The organism is Priestia megaterium (assembly GCF_023824195.1).
Lineage (GTDB): Bacteria > Bacillota > Bacilli > Bacillales > Bacillaceae_H > Priestia > Priestia megaterium_D.
The window spans coordinates 4,717,793-4,738,472 of record NZ_CP085442.1; the positions used below are offsets into that span (position 1 = coordinate 4,717,793).

The following is a 20,680-nucleotide window of genomic DNA, read 5'->3' on the forward strand; positions in this document are numbered from 1 at the left end:
TCACTTGATTTATGCATTTAAGCCGTTAATAAACTCTTCAATTTCTTCTTTTGTTTTACGGTCTTTGCTGACAAAACGCCCTGTTTCTTCTCCGTTGCTGTAACCAACAAAGCTTGGAATTCCAAAGATGCTTAATTCTGCACAAAGATCGATAAAGTCGTCGCGGTCGACATAGTGAAATGTATACTCGCTATGATTCGCCTCAATTTCTGGAAGCACAGGCTCGATTACTCGGCAATCTGGGCACCAGTCTGCTGAAAACATCATGATATGTTTTCCTTCTTTAATGATTTCTTTGTATTGTTCAATTGTTTGCATTTTTTCCATTTTTCTTTCCTCCACTTTTTCTTTTACTTTCGTATTTAAACGGCTAAAGCCCTATACATTATTTAATCCTTCTACATCAAAACATAGTATATGAGTTGTTGCAACTATCATACACTGATGCTTTTCTATTATAAAGGGTTACAAAGAAATTTCCTATTGAACAGCTTGATTTGTCCTAAAATCCAGCTGTCCTTTTAGCATTAAAACAACCTGATAAAACATAGCGGTCCGATCTAAATTTCCATTGGTAAAAATACCGATTGCTCCTTCTTTTTTTCGAATATTCTTTTGGTTTGTATACACTTCCATAGCTTCGGCTAATTCTTTTTTGTCATGACGAAGCATACCGGCTACCGCTTCAGGAAGCCGAATACGAGCCCCTCCACCTAAAATCGGTTCAAGGTCCTTAGAGGTAACAAGGCTTCCCCAATTGCAAAGGAATAAGCCATGAGGCGTTTCCTGCACCCCTCCTTCAAGCCCAATACCAATATCAGCACCTGTCTCTTTGACAGCAGCACGCGCGCGGTTAATCGCTCCTTGGATGGTTTCTTCGTCAGAAAAAGGCTGTGGCGACACCCCGGACTGCACATCTACCTCTACATATGTAAAAGTATCTCCAAATACTTTTTTTACTGCATTTACTTTTGTTGGATTCTTCGTTCCGATTGAAATTTTCATTTTTTTCTCCTGTCATTATGAAACAAAGCAACCGCAAAAGCAGCTGCTTTGTTCTTCTTTATCCGTTTTGCTTAATCGTATCGAGCGTTGTTTGGTCTGTAGAACGTACAAGTTTGACTAGTAATTCTTTTGCGGCTGCATAGTCATCTACATGAATCATAGATGCATGAGTATGAATATAACGTGAACATACGCCGATTACCGCAGAAGGAACTCCATTATTAGAAGTATGAACGCGCCCTGCATCCGTACCTCCTGGAGAAACAAAGTATTGATAAGGGATGCTGTTTGTCTCAGCTGTATCTAAAATAAATTCTCTCATTCCTCTATGTGTGACCATCGTACGGTCAAAGATACGAAGTAATACGCCTTTTCCTAACTGTCCAAATGCATTTTTATCGCCTGATGTATCGTTAGCAGGACTAGCATCTAGTGCATAAAACAAATCCGGTTTAATCATATTCGCAGCTGATTGAGCACCGCGAAGTCCTACTTCTTCTTGAACAGTAGCTCCAGAATATAAGATATTTGGCAATTTTTCATTTTTTACTTCTTTTAATAATTCAATCGCAAGTCCGCACCCATAGCGGTTATCCCATGCTTTCGCCAGTATTTTCTTTTCATTTGCCATTGGCGTAAACGGACAAATCGGTACAATTTGATCGCCAGGACGAATGCCCATTTCTGCTACTTCCTGCTTGCTATCTGCGCCCACATCAATCATCATATTTTTAATGGCCATTGGCTTGTTGCGCTGTGATTCGTCTAATAAATGGGGAGGGATAGAAGCAATTACGCCGGTGATAGGACCTTTTTTTGTAACAACATGGACGCGTTGAGCTAGCAGTACTTGACTCCACCATCCTCCTAGAGTTTGAAAACGAAGCATTCCTTTATCTGTTACAGACGTAACCATAAATCCTACTTCGTCCATATGTCCTGCTACCATTACTTTAGGGCCTTTTTCTTCATTATAGCGAACGCCGAATAAACTTCCTAACCCATCTTGAATGACTTCATCTACAAGGGGTTCAATTTGCGAGCGCATAAATGAACGTACTTGATGTTCGTTTCCAGCGGCACCTGGTAACTCCGTTAATGTTTTAAATAGAGATAGCGTTTCATTGTTCATATATACTCTCCTTTATGTATCATTTTCTTTATTGTATCGAAAACCGGAAATAGTTGCTAGTTCCGTCCTTCTCTTCTATAACTCAACTTAACAAAGCATTCGACAATTTGATATAATGATGAAAACATATCCTTAAAAAGCAGGTGAATAACGTGAAATGGACTCAACTAATAGCAGGAGCTGCAGTCGGATTTGCAAGCGCTTATATTCTTCAAAAAAGAAAGTCGTCAATTTCCTCATCGGAAGCCCTTACGATTATTAAAAGCGCTTTTAAACAAAATGGGGCAATCGACGGCTCATGGATTGAAACAACGACTAAAGTCATTCAAAAACATGGTCTCTCTTTTTATGGTTATACAGGTGGAATTATCAGAACACGTGATGCAAAACAGGAACATTACGAGTTTTTCATTGATAAAAAAAGCGGTTCTATTATTGAATTGACGCTGAATGCATCCGTTTAATTTCGTCAACTATTTCTCCTTTATTATCCCATTTTACAGCTCGATAAAAAGCATCATGATAAAAACTTAGCCAAACTTGATTCTCATAGGCATAAGCTAGCCACTGCTGCTTTTGTTCAATCGAAGTCATTGGATAATCATCATATGCCATTACCCATAAGACATTTTGATGTGCATGTGTTGGCAACAGATCGCCCATGTGCACTAAGATGTCATTGTTTCCTTTTAATACAACTACAGCATGACCATCGCTGTGACCGCCGGTATGATGAACCGTTACTCCAGGCACAATTTCATCTTTGTCGCTAAATGTTATTACTTGATGCTGAATAAATTCCCAATTTTGTTTCCAATACGTATTTTTAGAACGTATATTAGGATTTCTCATTTCATTCCACTCAATTTCACTAACAAAAATTCTTGCATTTGGAAAAGTAGAGGAAAAATGTCCGTTGCTACATTTTGTTAAGCCTGACACATGATCAAAGTGAAGATGCGTCATAATGACATGAGTAATATCTTCGCACGTAAACCCTAACTTTTGTAAATCTTCAGCAATAAATGATTCTTCTGTTACACCAAAATGACGCTTTTTTTTCTCATCCAACATACCATTTCCTATGCCTGCATCAATTAACATGAGGTGTTTTTCAGTTTGAACGAGCAAAGGATCAGTCCTCATTGGAATTCGATTTCCTTCTGAGATAGGATATTTTTTTGTCCAAAGCTCTTTTGGAACAACACCAAACATTGCTCCTCCGTCTAAATGATTATTCCCTCCACGAAGCCATGTCACTTTTAATTCGCCTATTGTTAACGTTTCCATTTTACACCTCCATTATATTCCTTTTTATTTTATCACTATCTCCTTCTCTTTTTGAACAAAAAAAGACTGAGGAACTCAGTCTTTTTCGTTCAGGTATTTTACTTCACAGCGGTAAATGCGGCTGCCTTTTTGTGAAAATTTCTCTTCATATTCCGTCATAACATTGCCTTCAAAATCGTTTTTATGCAAATCTAAGCTAATGTATTTGAGAAGAAGCCCATATTCTGAAAAGCTTGTCAATGAATATTCAAATAGCCCTTGATTATCTGTTTTAAAGTGAATTTCTCCACCATCAACCAGCAGGTTTTCATACATACTTAAGAACGTTTTGTATGTTAAACGGCGCTTGGCATGTCTCTTTTTTGGCCATGGATCAGAGAAATTGAGATAAACGCGACCCACGTCATTTTTTGCAAAGAACTCACTAAGATGGTTAGCATCTACATTCAACAGCTTTAAATTTGGCAGCTCTTCTTCAATCAATCGTTCTAGAGCACTTAAGATGACACTTTCATACATTTCAATTCCAATATAGTTGATATGCGGATTTTGTTTAGCCATCCCTACTAAAAATTGGCCTTTTCCTGTTCCTACTTCAATATGAAGAGGATTTTCGTTTCCAAAAACCTCTTTCCAGTTCCCTTTATACTCTGCTGGGTTTGGAACCACGTATTGGGGATTTTCAGCAATTTTATCTTTTGCCCAAGGTTTGTTTCGTAATCTCATGTTGCACCTCTTTAATGTATTTTGACGCATTGAAAATGTCGGTTATTCGAAACAACCGACATTCTCATGCATAATTGTGTTTAGATAGAAAAAAATAAGAGCATCATACGAGAAAGGATGATGCTTAATGCCTTTAAATGCCGAACACCAAATGAATATATTAAAAGATATTTTATCTAATCATCAAAGTGATTGCTGCGGAACGGTTGCGGAATGTGAACAGGTTGAACGTTTAATTCAATCAATGTTAGCAAAAGGATATGCTAGCACAGACGTACAAGCAACACTACAAAACGTGTATAAATACACGCAAGATGCAAAAAGTGCTGCTCATTTAGACGAACATATTCAAACCAATCAACAAAATTTATCACAATGGGTCCAAGAACTATCTACCTTGTCATAATCTTTGCTACTGTGCTTGAATGTCGTTGACGAGCAACATCCGAAGATATTCAAGCCAGTAATTCATTTCAGAATGTTCATTTTTCGAACGATGCCATTCAATGAATAAAATGGTTTGACTTATCACATACCACTTCATTCTCTTTTTCAAGTTCTCGGTTAGTTCAACCCCATAATGCTCAAGCCATTCTTCCCACTGAGATGGATTGATGTACCAATAAAGCAATAAACCTAAATCAATAGCAGGATCTGCAATCATCGCTCCGTCCCAGTCGATTAAATATAGCTGCGTATTCTCTCCAAGCATCCAGTTATTGTGGTTCACATCACAGTGACACACAACATATTTATCTGTCTGAACGGACGGAAGCTCTGCTTGTAAATAACTGATTCCCTGCTCTACAATACTCTCTTTTTGAAGTCGTTCGTCCACATTCTCTACAATATCGGCTAGCACGTCTTCGGGAAGAAGCGGTGTTTTCCCCAACCTTTTCAACATATCTAATAACTCGTTTGAATGATGAATTTTACTAAGCAATTCTGTCACTCGACTCGAATTCATATCTTTTGGTTTTAATTCTCGACCATCTAGCCAGTGCTGAGCTGTGATCACATCTCCATTTTCCATTCGTCTTGTCCACACGAGCTTCGGTACAATTCCTTCAGCTGACAATACTGCTAAAAAAGGTGATGAATTACGCTTTAAAAAAAGCTTTCGGTCTTGAAATTTTGCAAAATAAGCTTCTCCTGTCGCTCCGCCAGCAGGAGTAATTTCCCATTCGCTTCCTAATATATCTTCCAACCAATTCACCTTCAATTTCAACACACACATTTCGTTTAAAAATTTCACTCAATAAAGCAATCTATTAAGACATCATGACGTTATTTTCTTAGTAAATAAAAAAGACGGCTATTGAGGATATGTATCAATAGCCATCCTTTATAAATATTATCTCCATCACACTTTTTTCGTCAAGTGGTTGAAGACAATAATTACGTTTGAAATAAAATAAGAACGCTAAGCTTTGAAACGTTTATAGCATTATTCTCTATAGTAGGATACCCATTTTTATATACTTTACAATGATCAAGTGCTATTTTCCATGGTCCTTCTGGCAAAACTATTTTTTCTTCCATTAGGCCTTGATTAAAAAACACGATAATATTCTTCCAAGGACCGTAAGCCAATACGTTTGATAAGCAATAGCCAATAACGGATTGCGGCGTGTTTAGGAAAGAGACATGCTGCCTAATCGCTGAAGCATCTCCCAAGCGAAATGCACCGTGCTGTTTGCGAATACGAATCAGCTCTTGAACCCAATTCACATCACGAGAAAATTTGATCCGTCGATTCCAATCAAGTGCATTAATATCATCGGGTGAATTATAGCTGTTCTCTACGCCTTGTTTAGTGCGGTAAAACTCTTGACCACTATGAAGAAACGGTATGCCTTGCGAAAGAAGCACAATAGCAGTAGCAAGGCGGTGACGACTTCTACGAGTGTCTTCGTCTTCTTCTCCATTTGAATTCGTTAACTTATCCCACAGCGTATGATTATCATGTGATTCAACGTAATTAACTGATTGTGCTAGATTTATAAATAAAGCCCGGCTGTCTTCTTTATCCAGAATGCTCCCCGCTATCACAGATTGCACTGCCTCTTTTTGATGAATATTTCCGCTGATAAAACCTTTTTCATACACATCAAACGTGCTTCCTTTTACAGAATCTCGAAAGCGATCATTAAAATAGCCGATTTGAGGCGTTTGGCGAGCATTCGCCATAATTGCTTTTTGATTGTAGGAGAGAGGAGTATTTAAATCCCAGCCTTCGCCAAAAACCAAAATAGTAGAATCAATTTCATTTATTTTTTCCCGAATGATGTTCATCGTTTCTATATCTAAAATCCCCATGAGGTCAAAGCGAAACCCATCAACATCGTACTCTTTTATCCAAAATAATACTGAATCGATAATAAACTTTTGCACCATTTTCCGTTCAGAAGCAAAATCATTTCCTACTCCCGTCCCGTTCGAAGGCATCCCAAACTCATCATGTCGAAAATAATAGCCTGGAACAATTTTTTCAAAAGGTGATTCTTCTCGTACAAATACGTGATTATAAACTACATCTATAATAACACGGAATCCCTGTTGATGAAGGGTTGATATTAATTGTTTCACTTCAGCAATACGAGTGGCAGGATTTGAAGGGTCAGCGGAGTAGCTTCCTTCTGGTACATTAAACAACAATGGATTATACCCCCAATTATAAGAAGCATGAGGATTTAATTCATCTACTCCGCCAAAGTCGTTAATAGGAAGAAATTCAAGGTGGGTCACTCCTAGCTCTTTTAAATAATGAAGGCCTGTTGTTTTGCCTGGATGCCCGCTTGATTCAATAACAGCTAGGTACGTACCTTTTTTTTCTATCCCGCTTGAAGGATGAATAGAAAAGTCTCGAACGTGCATTTCGTAAATAACGGCATCCGTTGGCTGAAGGAAAGGCGGCTTTTCATGGAGATGAACATAGGCTGTATGAAGATTTATCAGAACTCCGTATTCACTATTTGCTGTAGCTGCAACGGCATAAGGGTCCACCGCTTCATTTGTCCGGCCGTTTACATCTATTAAAAATCGATAATAATACCCTTCTTTATCTAAGGAAAGTTCCTTTTCCCATACGCCTTTTTTTTGACGAGTCATGACGTACAGTTCCTCTTTCCCGCTATTTGCATGTATTAATTTTAAAACCACTGCTGATGCAGTTGGAGCCCAAATTTTTATCATAATATGATCTGAATAAAAGGCTGCACCCAAATCATTTTGATTATAATAAAATCTCTCATCAAACTCTTTGGTTCGTATAACAGCCCCTACCTGCAGCGGAACTTTCTCCCCGTAATTATCACAGATAACGTACGACTGTCCAATTTCTATGCTACCTGCAACCTTGCCTTCATATTTGATAAAACCTTCTAATTCATGTACGTTTTCAATAGAGATGGTCTCATGCATTTGTGTACTTTTAATCACAAAAAAATCAATTTGACCTTCATGATAAGAAGTTGGAACTAAAAGAGTAATACGATCTATTTGATCTAAATAAGCCTGAAACTTATTATCACCAGTCATCTTTTTCTCCTCCTTATGCCAATTACCTCTTTAGTAGCATTATATGTAGCAAACGCAAAAACGAAAGCACTTTCATAGCGTGAATGTTCGTATTATTCACCAGCTTCGAATTCCCGGTCAAAATAAATACTCTGGCTGTGTTCGAGCAATACTTGAGCTGCTTTCATCTGCTTAAACTTTAAAGGCGCTTTAGATTTCCGAAGTTCATAAAACCACTCTTCATACTTTCTAGCATCTACAAATTCAACCTGATAAGGCTCCGCAGCGTAATCAATGTATCCATTTCTGCTCAGTAATATTTTCTTTATGTTATGTTCAATATCGTGAGTACGATAGATGCTTCGGACAATTTGCTCCGTTCGATTTAACCCAATTAAAGGATTTAATATCTTTTTTTGATCTCTTCCTCTTAACTCTGTCCAAAAATTTTCTTTTGAATACTGAAAAACAGCGCTTTTATATGTTTCTATTAAACAAATACAGAGGGTTTCCGTTGGAGTAACAATAATGATATCTCCTTCTACCGGAGCTTTATTAATCAGGAAAACAGGCTTGTACATCACGAGATACGTATCAGGAAAGCGCTGAATAAAATAACGTAGAGCTTCATCATGGTAATATTTACGATCTGCTTGTGAAAACTCAAATAAAGTGGATGTGGCCCATTTCATTTGAAGATCAAATACATTTTCTAAAAACAATATTTTCAAGTCTTCCGCTGTTTGTGGAAGAGTTGTAAACCTCAATAGCTCTTGATTTTCCACGCTATCGCTAGAGAACGCTTCTTCCACTTCAAACGTTTCTTTTTTTCTTGTAAACCGCTCTTTTGCTTTTTGCAAAAATGAACGTTGAGCTTTTGTTTCTTCTTGTACAGGCGGCTCATGTAATAGCCCTTCTTCAAATAATTGCGTTGCTTTCTTCCAATTATGCTTTTTTAAGTGATTAAACTGAGACGTATAGTGATAAACGTCTTTTTCATAACGGGAAATATAATCTTGCACCTTAAGTAGCTGCGCCACGTTTACATCAATCCCCTAATTAAAATTCCTCTAAAACTTTGTTCGCCGATGATTTCTCTATTATCATCGGCGTTTTCTTTCCTTTGATAAGAGTGATTTTTAAATAACCTCTCTCCATGCTTGTATGTTCATATGCTACTGTGACTGCAAGGAAAAAGATAGTATTTTTTTATATTTAGGTTTGCTAGCAGGATGAACTTCAAAAAGGGCAAACGAACTTACTTGAAACTGTTCTTCAATCGACGTTTGCTTTAACAGTTCTTCAGAAAGTCCGGCTTCTCCTCCCCACTTCTTTGCAATTGTAATATGAGGACGATAAGGACGTTTTTCGTATAAGCCGCTTAGATCTTCCCATACGGCCTGTATATCCCTTTGCAGATTCACGAGCTTATCTTCTGGCCTAAGGCTTACATAAAGTACTCTAGGCTTGTTATACGCACCGAACACATCGTACTGACCTGTCTGCAGTGAAAAACTTGAATGACGGGAGGCTACTTCTTTTAAGCGGGTAATCAGCTTTTCCTTTTTGTCACCTAAAAACCCTAAAAATTGTAGCGTTATATGATAATCGTCAGGATATGTCCATTGTTTGAAAGGAAAAGGTATTAATTCCTTTGCCCAATTTTCTGCCTGATGTGCAATGGATACAGGCACGTTGATTCCAATAAAATAGTGTTTATCACCTTTCATCAAATCGCTCCTTTTCTTTTCATTAGCTTTCCCCAATTTGTTATGTTCAAAAAGAGCTAGATCTATTTTAAAGGTTTTTTCGGATGAAATAGAGAGGTTTTTCTGAAAATTTGTCATGTGCTTAAAAAATAAGAATTTGTGTTATCATAGAAACAATACAGAGAATTTTTATAAGAAAAGGATGAGAAAAATGAAAGTTGTTAACAATATGGCTGATTTGATTGGCGAGACACCTCTTGTTAAGTTGAATCGTCTTCAACCTGCAGATGGAGCATCCGTTTACTTAAAACTAGAATTTTTTAATCCGAGCCGTAGTGTAAAAGACCGTGCTGCTTTTAATATGATCGTGGAAGCTGAAAAAGCAGGCTTGCTCAATAAAAATTCAACCATTATTGAACCAACGAGCGGAAATACAGGTATTGGCTTAGCTATGAATGCAGCGGCAAGAGGTTATCGTTCTATTTTAGTCATGCCAGATACCATGACTCAAGAACGAATTAACTTGTTAAAAGCATATGGTGCTGAAGTTGTTCTAACACCGGGTGATGAGAAAATGCCTGGAGCAATCCGCAAAGCAGAAGAGCTTACAAAAGAAATTCCAAATGCATTTATGCCCATGCAGTTTGAAAATAATGCAAACCCTGACGCTCATCGAAAAACGACTGCTAAGGAAATTATCGAGGCAATGAACGAGTTAGGCAAAGACCTATCTGCTTTTGTCGCTACTGCTGGAACAGGCGGAACGATTACAGGCACAGGTGAAGTCCTAAGAGAAAACTACCCAAATATGACCGTTCATGTTGTGGAACCAGCTGGATCTCCTGTATTATCTGGAGGAAGACCTGGAAAGCACAAGCTTGTAGGAACAAGCCCTGGATTTATTCCTGATACGCTTAATGTAGATGTTTACGACGAAATTTTAAAAATTAAAGATGAACAAGCCTACGATATTACGCGACGCTTGGCTTCTGAAGAAGGAATTTTAGTCGGTCCTTCATCTGGCGCTGCGTGCTATGCTGCTATCGAGGTAGCCAAAAAATTATCTCCTGATCAAGTGGTCGTATGTATTGCTTGCGATACAGGTGAACGTTATTTATCAAGCGACCTATTCTCATTTGAATAATAAAAAAGCGAACGCAAAGGCGTTCGCTTTTTTTATTTAGCTAATTCGTAAATAGCCTGTGCATAGATAGCTGTTGCACGAAGTAAATCTTCAATTACCATGTACTCGTCTTTTTCGTGCGCTACTTCTTCACGGCCTGGGAAAAGAGGTCCAAATGCCACACCCGCTTCTAATGCTCTGGCATATGTTCCTCCTCCAATTGAAATAAGTGTTGGTTCTTCATTTGTTTGTTCTTGGTAAACCTTTTGAAGCGTTTGAATAAGCTCATGTTTTTGATCGACGTGATGTGGTTTAGAATCTGTAAAATGTTTGATGGTCATTTGATAAGATTCACTTTTTTCTTTAATCGTATCAATAATATCGTCAATATGAGCTGATACAGGATAGCGAATGTTTAAACCAAAATGCCCCGCTTCTTCTTGATTGTAAGACATGATTCCAACATTTATCGTTAAATCACCCGTGACCTCATCTTTGCGATTTAAGCCCATCTTTTCTCCTAGTGCATCTTGGACTAAATACGCATTTGCATAACCTACAAACTGATTAGCTTGTTCATCAAGTTCTAATGTGTGTAAAAAGCGAAGAAGTGTAAGCCCAGCATTTTTCCCTTTATCAGGCACGCTGCCATGTGCTGAAACGCCTTCTAGAGTAAGTGTGTGCACACCGCTCTTTTCTGTTATTGAACCTTTTAAAGACTGATCCTTTAAAAATTGATCATATTTATTTTTAATATCCGTTTCACTATGGAATTCAAGAACAGCTGTTGCAAGATCAGGAACCATATTGTAGCGTCGCCCAGAGGCAAATGATGTAAGCTGGACGCTTCCCTTTGTTCCCTCAATTGGCTGCTGGCGAATTTCTACGTCTGTAATGCCTTTTTCAGCATAAATGATAGGAAAATCCGCATCCGGTGCAAATCCCATAGTTGGCATCTCTTCATGGTTGAAGTAGTGGTCCACACATCTCCAGTCACTTTCTTCATCCGTTCCAATAATCATTCGAACTCGTTTAGATAGAGGAAGCCCTAAATCTTTCACAATTTTCATCGCATAATAAGCAGCCATCGTCGGGCCTTTGTCATCGATTGCTCCTCTAGCAAAAATTTTCCCGTCTTTTATTTCACCGCCGTATGGATCAACCGACCACCCGTCTCCTTCAGGAACAACGTCTACGTGACAAAGAATGCCAAGAAGGTCTTTCCCTTCTCCTGCTTCAATATGACCTGCATATCCGTCTACGTTCTTGACTGAAAACCCGTCATTTTTTCCTTTATTTAAAAGAAAGTGAAGCGCTTGAGCAATTCCAGGTCCGAATGGCTCTTCTTGTTTTTCTGTGCTTGTCAAAACACTTTTAATTTGCAGAAAACGCTGCGTCTCAGCTAGAATTTCAGCTTCTCTTTTTTGAACTTCCTCTTTCCAATTAATTGCCGTCATCTGCTTGTCTCCTTTTCCTGCTTTTACAGATTGTATCTATCATTACTATTGGTAAATTTAACTTTATCATACCTTTATATAGAAAGAAATAATTGTCTCCTTCCTTTCATATCAAAGGTTTACAGAGTCAAAATTCCGGGAAATAATTTGTAGGCACAATCGATAAAAACGGATTCTATTTGTTTATTGTTTACATATACTATAAAAAATGTGCAAATAGAGGAAGGAGATGTTACGAAAGGATTACATATTTATATCATTTTTTGTAAATATTGTGTTAATTCGCGTTTTCTCTTTTATTTTTCTGTCGATTTTGTGTACAATAAGGATAAGGACTGAAATAGTGCTTGACATCTCAGAGTTATAAAGAAGTTGTGCCTTACGAAAAACGAATAAGGAAGTGGTTTTTTGAAACCTTCAACTAATCGAATGCTAACTCGTATCAAATCGGTCTATATGTTCATTTGTAAAAATGGAACAGTTACAACGCAAGAGCTCGTAGACGAATTTGGTATTACACCAAGAACCATTCAGCGTGACTTGAATGTGTTAGCATATAATGATTTAGTTCGCAGCCCAAGTCGCGGTACATGGACGACTACGCAAAAGAAGGTCAAGATGTCATCCTAGTAAGTTTATTTCAAGGGTAGTAAGTGATTTATATATAGAGATAAAATTCTACGCAGTAGAAAGTCAAGACTTGGACGAGTGCATAGTCCCCCGCTCCATTTGCACGTCAAGCAGAGTTGGTACTCGTTTAAGTGCTTTAACGTGAAATGTTTCACTTGTCTAATAAAGTGGACAAAAAAAAGGAACCATTTTAGACTTAGGTTCCTTTTTCTTTCGCCTCTTCTTAGGCATTTGATTTTTGCAATAAAGCTAGTTCCTCTTCCGTTAACTCCCTATACTCTCCTAAATCTAACGACTCGTCTAATAGCAAAGCTCCCATAGATAAACGTTTTAAATACGTTACTTTTTTTCCTCTTGCTTCAAACATACGCTTCACTTGATGAAATTTCCCTTCAACGATCGTTAATTCAATTTCTGATTCCACACCGCTTGTTAGTATCTTTAACTCTGCTGATTTTGTTACATATCCATCATCAAGAGTGACGCCTTGTCTAAATGCTTCAGCATCTTCTTCAGTCACCGGTGCATTAATTTTTGCAAAATACGTTTTAGGAACGTGCTTTTTAGGAGATAGCAGCTGATGCGCAAGCTGACCGTCATTCGTCAGCAGCAAGAGCCCTTCTGTATCTTTATCTAAACGCCCTACCGGAAATGGGTCATACACAGCATCGTCAAGTTCAAGTAAGTCCAAAACTGTTTCATGAAGAGAATCTTCTGTCGCTGATATGACGCCTTGCGGCTTATGAAGCATAAAGTAAACAAATTCTCGGTAAGAAACGGCTTCGCCATGCACAGTTATTTCTTGTTCATCTGGATTAACGTGGACCTTAGCATCTTTAACTGCTGTACCGTCTACCTTAACAGCTCCAGTCTTTAAAAGACCTTTAACTTCTTTTCGGCTTCCGTACCCAATGGTAGAAAGCAATTTATCCAAACGCATGTAATATCCTCCTCTTTTTTGAAAAGAAGATGACTCTAACGAGTCATCTTCTTATGCACTGCGCTGTTTATTTCGGCGCAGTATCTTTCGTTCAATTGCACCTGTTACCCTCGCTCCCATTACTTTTTCAAGCAAGCTTGAACGATAGGTAATAATAAAGTAAATAAGGCCGCCTACTGCTGCTCCTATAATCGTAATAACAGTGGCAGAGAATCGTCCTGGCGTTGTAAATAGACCAATCACTGCTGCGACAATTTTTACGCTGATTCCCATAATCGCAACAAAAATGAGAATAAGCACAGAGCGTTTTATAAACTCACTGTAGTTATATTTTGCGTGTTTTTGAATAAGCGCAAACATATAAACAAGAGATACGATATAGCCTAGTGCTGTCGCTAAAACTGAACCAATCTCGTGGAACATAAGAATAAATGGAACGTTCACGACAATTTTCACAATCAATCCAAATAATAGACTTAAAACAGCATATTTTTGTTTGTTGATTCCTTGTAAAATAGCTCCATTAACCGTGAAAAATGAGAACAATAAAGCTACCGGTGCATAGTAAAGCAAGACATTTCCACCCGCATCCGATGCATCTGTTCCAAAGAAAAACGTATAGGCTGGGCCAGCTAAAGCCATTAATCCTACAGATGCTGGCAGCACAAGGAACATAATCGTTTGATATGTTTGATCAATTTGCTTTTGCAGTACGTTATAATCTTTATTCACAAAGGAACGTGTAATTGTTGGTACAAGAGTCAAACCGAACGCAGTAGCTAATGAAACAGGAATCATTACAAGCTTTGGAACATAAGACTGAACAATTCCGTTCATTGACTCTGCTATTTCTTTTTGTCCAGCCGCTACCATGGCACGGTTAAATGTGAATTGATCCACATACTGATAAAGCGGAATAGCCAAGCTGACAAAGACATATGGCAATGAATACGTAAGCAGCTCTTTAAAAATGGATACGGTAGAAATACGCGTAGGCGTTACCGTCTGCTCGTTCACCATTTTATCAAGATAAGGCTTTCGTTTTTTCCAGTACCAAATTAATACAGCAAGTCCAGCAAGAGCTCCTACAAAAGCCCCCATCGTAGCAAATCCAACGGCTAATGCAAGACTCCCATCGACAACTTTGATGACAATATAGGTAGATGCCAATAAAAAGACAACCCGCACAAGCTGTTCAACTACTTGTGAAACAGCTGTTGGCCCCATAGACTGGTGACCTTGGAAAAATCCCCGCATTAAACTCATCATCGGTACTACAATTAACGCAACACTAACCATTCGCATAACCATTACTACATCTTCTAAGGAGTTATTTAAATCAGAACCTCCCAGTGTAATTCTAGACATAACAGGAGCTAACGAATATAAAAGTAAAAATGCGAGTATTCCTGTGACAAGCATTAATTTCATGCCGGCCCGGTACATTCTTCTACTCGTATAGTAATCACCGAGTGCATTATATTTTGATACAAATTTCGATACGGCCATTGGCATACCGGCTGTAGCAATACTTAAATAAATAGCATATTGGTTATATCCGTAACCAAACAGTGCTCCCCCTACGGTTCCAACAAGGATTGCAAATGGAAATAAATAAATCATTCCCAAGATTCGGGATACATAGGTGCCAAGCGTTAGCACAAAGGTCCCTCTTAACAATTTTGAATCAGACATACGTTTGCCTCCGATACTTAATGTTACATACTGATAATAATGATAGAATTGAAAAGAAGCAAGTGACAGTATACACTAAGAAAGGTCTTATACTCACTCGCACTCGTCAACAAACTAAAAAAACAAAGACTATAGCCCATTTTATCCAATGTTGAGAGATTTGTCAGTGAACAAACTAAAATTTTTTAAGAATAGACAGGTTGGTGAAAGTATGATATATGATGTAGTCGTAATCGGAGGAGGACCTTCTGGTTTGATGGCATCGATTGCAGCTGGTGAGTCAGGTGCAAACGTATTATTAATTGATAAAGGCAATAAACTTGGACGAAAGCTGGCCATTTCTGGAGGCGGACGCTGTAATGTGACAAACCGCCTTCCCATTGATGAACTTATTAAACACATTCCAGGAAACGGACGCTTTTTATACAGTGCGTTTTCTGTTTTTAATAACGAAGATATCATCTCTTATTTTGAAGGCCTTGGAATTAAATTAAAAGAAGAAGATCACGGGCGTATGTTTCCGGTCAGCAATAAAGCGCAATCTGTTGTTGACGCATTAATTAGCGAACTTCACCGTCTTCGTGTGACAATTCGCACAAACACAGCCGTTAAACGCGTAAACTATGAGAACAACACCGTGAAAGAAGTTGTGCTTCAAAACGGGGAAGCAATCCAAACGAAAAGCGTTGTGATTGCAGTAGGTGGAAAATCAGTACCTCATACAGGTTCGACAGGAGACGGTTATCAATGGGCAAAAGATGCGGGGCATAAAATTACTGAACTTTACCCAACAGAAGTTCCTATTACATCTAGCGAACACTTTGTTAAAACCAAAACGCTTCAAGGTCTATCGCTTCGCAATGTAGGACTAAGCGTGCTTAATAAAAAAGGCAAGCCTGTCATTACTCATCAAATGGATATGATTTTCACTCACTTTGGCATCTCTGGCCCTGCCGCTCTTCGCTGCAGCCAATATGTTGTTAAAGAGTTAAAGAAACAAAAAAGCAACACTGTTCAAATGTCTCTTGATTTATTTCCTAGCCAAAACGAAGAAGATATTTTCCAAAAATTAGTCAAAACAACAAAAGAAGAGCCGAAAAAAGCAATTAAAAATGTCTTAAAAGGTTTTGTATCTGAACGCTATCTATTGTTTTTACTCGAGCAAGCAGGCATTGATAGCCAAGCGCTAGCAGGACAGCTTCAGCATGAGAAGTTGAGAGAGTTTTCAAGACTGTGCAAACGATTTGAATTTGCTGTAAACGGCACGCTTTCTTTAGAAAAAGCATTCGTCACAGGAGGCGGCGTATCTGTTAAAGAAATTCACCCAAAAGAAATGTCTTCGAAATTTATGCAAGGCCTTTACTTCTGCGGGGAAATTCTTGATATCCATGGATACACTGGAGGATACAATATCACTTCTGCTCTTGTAACAGGCCGTTTGGCTGGCAGTAATGCAGGAGAATTTGCAACAAGCCTAGCATAATATGCTAGGCTTTATACATAACCATGGCTGAAAAACAGTACACCTGCTCATCACGATCAACATCCACTGTCACTTGGTATTTAATATCAACGACGTCTTCATCCTCTAATTTCCGTAAAAATCGATTCACCGCAAATTCTAAATCTTTTTCATGCTCTTTATCAAACATTTTTACTTGTATCACAGCTTATACCACCTTGTCCTATCAAATTTGTTTCAATCAGAATGGACTGTTTTTCTTGATGATGGTTTTTGTACTGATTTTCAATCTCTTACTACCTCTATTTTTATGAGGGCTTTTATAGATTTAGTCATCATTTGTTTTCCTACTATCATTTTAGTCGGATGGCAGAAGTTTCATTCAAAAAGAAAAAAGCGCCTGTCAAAGGCGCTTTTTTCTTATTTATTAACCGTTTTTCCTTCCCACTCTAACATACCGCCAACCATATTTGTTACTTTATATCCTTGTTCTTGAAGGTAGTAACATACGTTTTCACTGCGGCGGCCCGAACGGCAAATGAAAATATATTCTTTGTCTTTATCGAAATAATCCACATTTGCTGGAATATCATTCATACGAATGTGTTTAGCAGTTGGAATCATTCCTTCTGCTACTTCTTCATCTTCGCGCACATCAACTAAATGAAGTTCTTCTCCATTTTCAACGCGTTTTTGAAGTTCTTCAGGCGTAATTACTTTTACTTCTTCCATCTTCGTCATTCCTCTCTATTCTTTCATTCAGCTTGCTATCGCTATTGTAGCAAATTCAAATACCTTTATGCCACTAAATAAGAAAAGCTTAAGCAGCAGCCTGCCTAAGCTTTTCCAATCGTAGTTAAAGGTTTGACTAAGCTCTTAAGGTCAAACCCGAAAGTAAGACGCATTTGCTTAAGCCTAGAACACAAGCTCCTCTAGCTCTTTCACTCTGAAGTGCATCAAAAAAAGAAACGAAGAAGACCTTTCGACCAAGTGACTCTATCATTGGCTAACCAGACTACTCCGTTCTTACTTTCAAAGATTTGACTAAGCGCCTGATGTCAACCCCGAAGGGGGGACATCAGGCGCTTAGGTCTAGAAGAGAACCCCTGACTGCACTTTAGTCAGGGGTTCTCTTCTACATCAATACTTAATTAGCTACGATGTTTACTAATTTACCAGGCACAGCAATCACTTTGCGCACTGTCTTACCTTCAATGAACTCTTGAACATCTTCATTAGCCATTGCAATATCTTGAAGCTCTTCACGAGATGCCTCAGCAGGTACGTTTACTTTCGCACGTACTTTACCGTTAATTTGAACGACAATTTCCACTTCATCATCTACAAGTTTCGCTTCGTCAAACGCAGGCCAAGCCTCATACGAAATTGTATCTTCGTGACCTAGTTTGCTCCATAATTCCTCAGTCGTATGAGGACAAATTGGTGCTAATAGCTTCACAAATCCTTCTACGTATTGCTTTGGCAGCACATCAACTTTGTATGCATCATTGATGAATACCATAAGCTGAGAGATACCTGTATTAAAACGGAGGCCTTCGTAATCTTCCGTTACTTTTTTCACCGTTTGGTGATACACGCGTTCAAGTGTAGTGTCATTGCTTTCTTGAACCTTGCTGCTTAATTCACCAGTATCTTCAATAAGTAAACGCCATACACGATCTAAGAAACGGCGTGCACCATCAAGTCCTTTTGTTGACCAAGCGATTGATGCATCTAAAGGTCCCATAAACATTTCGTAAAGGCGAAGCGTATCTGCACCGTGGCTTTCTACGATTTCGTCTGGATTTACAACGTTACCTTTTGACTTACTCATTTTTTCGTTGTTTTCTCCAAGAATCATACCTTGGTTAAACAGTTTTTGGAACGGCTCTTTTGTTGGAACTACGCCGATATCATATAAAAACTTATGCCAGAAACGAGCATATAATAAGTGAAGAACGGCGTGTTCAGCTCCACCGATATAAATATCAACCGGCAACCATTCTTTTAATTTTTCTGCATCTGCTAACGCTTCACTGTTTGTTGGATCAATGTAGCGCAAGTAATACCAGCAGCTGCCTGCCCATTGAGGCATTGTATTTGTTTCGCGGCGCCCTTTTTTGCCTGTTTCCGGATCTACAACGTTCACCCAGTCATCAATGTTTGCTAACGGAGATTCACCTGTGCCTGACGGTTTGATTTCAGTCGTTTTTGGTAACACAAGCGGAAGCTGATCTTCAGGAACTGCAGTTGTTGTGCCATCTTCCCAGTGAATAACAGGAATTGGTTCACCCCAGTAGCGCTGACGGCTGAATAACCAGTCACGCAGACGGTATGTTACTTGTTTTTCACCTTTTTCATTTGCTTGAAGCCACTGAATCATATTTGAAATTGCTTCTTCTTTATCTAAACCATTTAAGAAGTCTGAATTAACGTGCTCGCCGTCGCCTGTATAAGCTTCTTTTGAAACGTCTCCGCCCGCTACCACTTCTTTAATTGGCAGTTCAAATTTAACAGCAAATTCATAATCGCGCTCATCATGAGCCGGAACAGCCATAATTGCACCTGTGCCATAGCTCATTAGAACATAGTCAGCAATCCAAATTGGCATTCTCTCGCCGTTTACAGGGTTAATTGCATAAGCACCAGTGAATACGCCAGTTTTGTCTTTGGCTAAGTCTGTACGTTCTAAATCGCTTTTGCTTTTAATTTGATCTAAATACGCTTCTACCGCTTCTTTTTGTTCGGCTGTTGTAATTTTTTCCACAAACGGATGTTCAGGTGCTAAAACGGCATACGTTGCCCCAAATAGCGTGTCAGGACGCGTTGTGAACACAGTAAATGTGTCGTCATATCCATCGATTGTGAAGTGCACGTGAGCTCCTTCAGAGCGGCCAATCCAGTTGCGCTGCATTTCTTTAATACTTTCTGGCCAATCAAGATCATCTAAATCTTCTAGTAAACGATCTGCATAAGCTGTGATTTTAAGCATCCACTGCTTCATTGGACGACGCTCAACCGGATGTCCTCCACGCTCACTTTTGCCGTCGATAACTTCTTCGTTTGCAAGTACTGTTCCTAAAGCAGGACACCAGTTAACAGCTACTTCATCCACATAAGCTAAGCCTTTTTTATATAGCTGTAAGAAAATCCACTGCGTCCATTTGTAGTAGTTAGGATCAGTTGTATTAATTTCACGCTCCCAATCGTAAGAGAAACCTAACGATTTGATTTGACGACGGAAATTATTAATGTTAAGTTCAGTGAACTCAGCCGGATCGTTTCCTGTATCTAATGCATACTGCTCAGCAGGCAGTCCGAATGCATCCCATCCCATTGGATGAAGTACATTGTATCCTTGCATACGCTTCATACGAGATAAAATATCCGTTGCTGTATAACCTTCTGGATGCCCAACGTGTAAACCCGCTCCAGATGGATAAGGGAACATATCTAATGCGTAAAACTTACGCTTTCCTTCATCTTCTGTTGTTCTAAATGTTTTATTTTCTTCCCAAACTTTTTGCCATTTTTGTTCGATCTTTTCATGATTAAAAGCCATACATAATCCTCCTTGTACGCTCCAGCTGTATTTAATTAAACTAAAAAACCCCTCATCCCTCAAACAAAGGGACGAGAGGTTGAATAAACTTCCCGCGGTACCACCCAAATTAGCACAATTATGTACTCACTCATTTTCCTTAACGCGGATAGACGGCAAATGTTACTTTACTTCACATTTACAACTCCAAGGTGAGTTCATGAACGCTCGTTTGCTGACTCGCACCACCCGTCAGCTCTCTTAGCTCGCTTCGTTCACTACTATTCCTTATCATAGTTTTTACATCATACTACCTTGTATTGTAAATAATATGTTCGTAAACTGCAAGTTGTTCAACGGATTTTGTAAAAGTTTCTGCACTGCAGCACTGCTTTGTTGCTAAATCCTCTCTTTCATTCTTATATATGAACAACTTCTCCCAAAAACATAC

Annotated in this window: 20 protein-coding genes and 1 other annotated feature; of the genes, 5 read left to right on the forward strand and 15 right to left on the reverse strand. The window is 38.7% G+C overall.

Features of this window, described 5'->3' with window-relative positions; genetic code table 11:
* Window positions 1–9 precede the first annotated feature (9 nt).
* From LIS78_RS24440 to LIS78_RS24450, 3 genes are all read right to left on the reverse strand, one after another.
* Window positions 10–327: a thioredoxin family protein gene (locus LIS78_RS24440; protein ID WP_013059504.1), complete on the reverse strand. Its 318-nt coding sequence runs from the start codon at window positions 325–327 to the stop codon at window positions 10–12.
* 153 nt (window positions 328–480) lie between these two features.
* Complete coding sequence (locus tag LIS78_RS24445) at window positions 481–1,005, reverse strand: DUF84 family protein (RefSeq protein WP_195781726.1); 525 nt, start codon at window positions 1,003–1,005, stop codon at window positions 481–483.
* Window positions 1,006–1,063: 58 nt separating this feature from the next.
* The gene (locus LIS78_RS24450; protein WP_013059506.1) at window positions 1,064–2,137 is read right to left on the reverse strand and encodes a M42 family metallopeptidase; all 1,074 of its coding nucleotides are present in this window, start codon (window positions 2,135–2,137) and stop codon (window positions 1,064–1,066) included.
* Between the two features lie 152 nt (window positions 2,138–2,289).
* Between LIS78_RS24450 and LIS78_RS24455 the strand changes: the two genes are divergently transcribed.
* A complete protein-coding gene (locus tag LIS78_RS24455) occupies window positions 2,290–2,601 on the forward strand; it encodes a peptidase (RefSeq protein WP_252284455.1) in 312 nt (103 codons plus the stop codon).
* Here LIS78_RS24455 and LIS78_RS24460 read toward each other — a convergent pair.
* On the reverse strand, window positions 2,570–3,427 hold the full coding sequence (locus tag LIS78_RS24460) for a YtnP family quorum-quenching lactonase (RefSeq protein ID WP_195781725.1): 858 nt from the start codon (window positions 3,425–3,427) through the stop codon (window positions 2,570–2,572). The two genes, LIS78_RS24455 and LIS78_RS24460, sit on opposite strands and share 32 nt — an antisense overlap.
* A gap of 75 nt (window positions 3,428–3,502) precedes the next feature.
* Window positions 3,503–4,153 (reverse strand): tRNA (guanosine(46)-N7)-methyltransferase TrmB, encoded by a 651-nt coding sequence (gene trmB / locus LIS78_RS24465; RefSeq protein WP_252284456.1) that lies wholly within the window; start codon window positions 4,151–4,153, stop codon window positions 3,503–3,505.
* Window positions 4,154–4,280: 127 nt separating this feature from the next.
* On the opposite strand from trmB, the gene LIS78_RS24470 reads away from it, so the two are divergent.
* Entirely contained in the window at window positions 4,281–4,559 is a 279-nt protein-coding gene (locus tag LIS78_RS24470) for a YtzH-like family protein (RefSeq protein ID WP_013059510.1), read from the forward strand.
* 6 nt (window positions 4,560–4,565) lie between these two features.
* Here the strand turns inward: LIS78_RS24470 and LIS78_RS24475 are convergent, their stop codons facing one another.
* The 4 genes from LIS78_RS24475 to thpR all read right to left on the reverse strand — a co-directional run bounded on the left by LIS78_RS24475 (window position 4,566) and on the right by thpR (window position 9,402).
* On the reverse strand, window positions 4,566–5,360 hold the full coding sequence (locus LIS78_RS24475) for a phosphotransferase family protein (protein WP_028410490.1): 795 nt from the start codon (window positions 5,358–5,360) through the stop codon (window positions 4,566–4,568).
* A gap of 191 nt (window positions 5,361–5,551) precedes the next feature.
* Window positions 5,552–7,693, reverse strand: a complete 2,142-nt coding sequence (pulA, locus tag LIS78_RS24480) for a type I pullulanase (RefSeq protein ID WP_252284457.1) — start codon at window positions 7,691–7,693, stop codon at window positions 5,552–5,554.
* 92 nt (window positions 7,694–7,785) lie between these two features.
* Complete coding sequence (locus LIS78_RS24485; RefSeq protein WP_252284458.1) at window positions 7,786–8,712, reverse strand: hypothetical protein; 927 nt, start codon at window positions 8,710–8,712, stop codon at window positions 7,786–7,788.
* 135 nt (window positions 8,713–8,847) lie between these two features.
* The gene (thpR, locus tag LIS78_RS24490) at window positions 8,848–9,402 is read right to left on the reverse strand and encodes an RNA 2',3'-cyclic phosphodiesterase (RefSeq protein WP_252284459.1); all 555 of its coding nucleotides are present in this window, start codon (window positions 9,400–9,402) and stop codon (window positions 8,848–8,850) included.
* Window positions 9,403–9,592: 190 nt separating this feature from the next.
* Between thpR and cysK the strand changes: the two genes are divergently transcribed.
* Complete coding sequence (cysK, locus tag LIS78_RS24495; protein WP_195781721.1) at window positions 9,593–10,525, forward strand: cysteine synthase A; 933 nt, start codon at window positions 9,593–9,595, stop codon at window positions 10,523–10,525.
* Window positions 10,526–10,557: 32 nt separating this feature from the next.
* Here the strand turns inward: cysK and pepV are convergent, their stop codons facing one another.
* Entirely contained in the window at window positions 10,558–11,961 is a 1,404-nt protein-coding gene (gene pepV, locus LIS78_RS24500; protein ID WP_195781720.1) for a dipeptidase PepV, read from the reverse strand.
* Between the two features lie 408 nt (window positions 11,962–12,369).
* On the opposite strand from pepV, the gene LIS78_RS24505 reads away from it, so the two are divergent.
* The gene (locus LIS78_RS24505) at window positions 12,370–12,591 is read left to right on the forward strand and encodes a DeoR family transcriptional regulator (protein ID WP_013059517.1); all 222 of its coding nucleotides are present in this window, start codon (window positions 12,370–12,372) and stop codon (window positions 12,589–12,591) included.
* Window positions 12,592–12,814: 223 nt separating this feature from the next.
* Here LIS78_RS24505 and LIS78_RS24510 read toward each other — a convergent pair whose 3' ends face one another.
* Window positions 12,815–13,531, reverse strand: a complete 717-nt coding sequence (locus LIS78_RS24510) for a pseudouridine synthase (RefSeq protein ID WP_028410484.1) — start codon at window positions 13,529–13,531, stop codon at window positions 12,815–12,817.
* A 51-nt stretch (window positions 13,532–13,582) separates the two neighbouring features.
* A complete protein-coding gene (locus tag LIS78_RS24515) occupies window positions 13,583–15,226 on the reverse strand; it encodes a putative polysaccharide biosynthesis protein (protein ID WP_252284460.1) in 1,644 nt (547 codons plus the stop codon).
* Between the two features lie 211 nt (window positions 15,227–15,437).
* Between LIS78_RS24515 and LIS78_RS24520 the strand changes: the two genes are divergently transcribed.
* Window positions 15,438–16,709 (forward strand): BaiN/RdsA family NAD(P)/FAD-dependent oxidoreductase, encoded by a 1,272-nt coding sequence (locus tag LIS78_RS24520; RefSeq protein ID WP_195781719.1) that lies wholly within the window; start codon window positions 15,438–15,440, stop codon window positions 16,707–16,709.
* Window positions 16,710–16,713: 4 nt separating this feature from the next.
* Here LIS78_RS24520 and LIS78_RS24525 read toward each other — a convergent pair whose 3' ends face one another.
* From LIS78_RS24525 to leuS, 3 genes are all read right to left on the reverse strand, one after another.
* Window positions 16,714–16,893, reverse strand: a complete 180-nt coding sequence (locus LIS78_RS24525; RefSeq protein WP_013059521.1) for a sporulation protein Cse60 — start codon at window positions 16,891–16,893, stop codon at window positions 16,714–16,716.
* A gap of 215 nt (window positions 16,894–17,108) precedes the next feature.
* Window positions 17,109–17,420 (reverse strand): rhodanese-like domain-containing protein, encoded by a 312-nt coding sequence (locus tag LIS78_RS24530; RefSeq protein ID WP_071270224.1) that lies wholly within the window; start codon window positions 17,418–17,420, stop codon window positions 17,109–17,111.
* 415 nt (window positions 17,421–17,835) lie between these two features.
* Window positions 17,836–20,250 carry a leucine--tRNA ligase gene (gene leuS / locus LIS78_RS24535; RefSeq protein WP_252284461.1) on the reverse strand — a complete coding sequence of 805 codons (2,415 nt, stop codon included), beginning with the start codon at window positions 20,248–20,250 and terminating at the stop codon, window positions 17,836–17,838.
* A 64-nt stretch (window positions 20,251–20,314) separates the two neighbouring features.
* Window positions 20,315–20,533, reverse strand: a binding site (T-box leader).
* Window positions 20,534–20,680 lie beyond the last annotated feature (147 nt).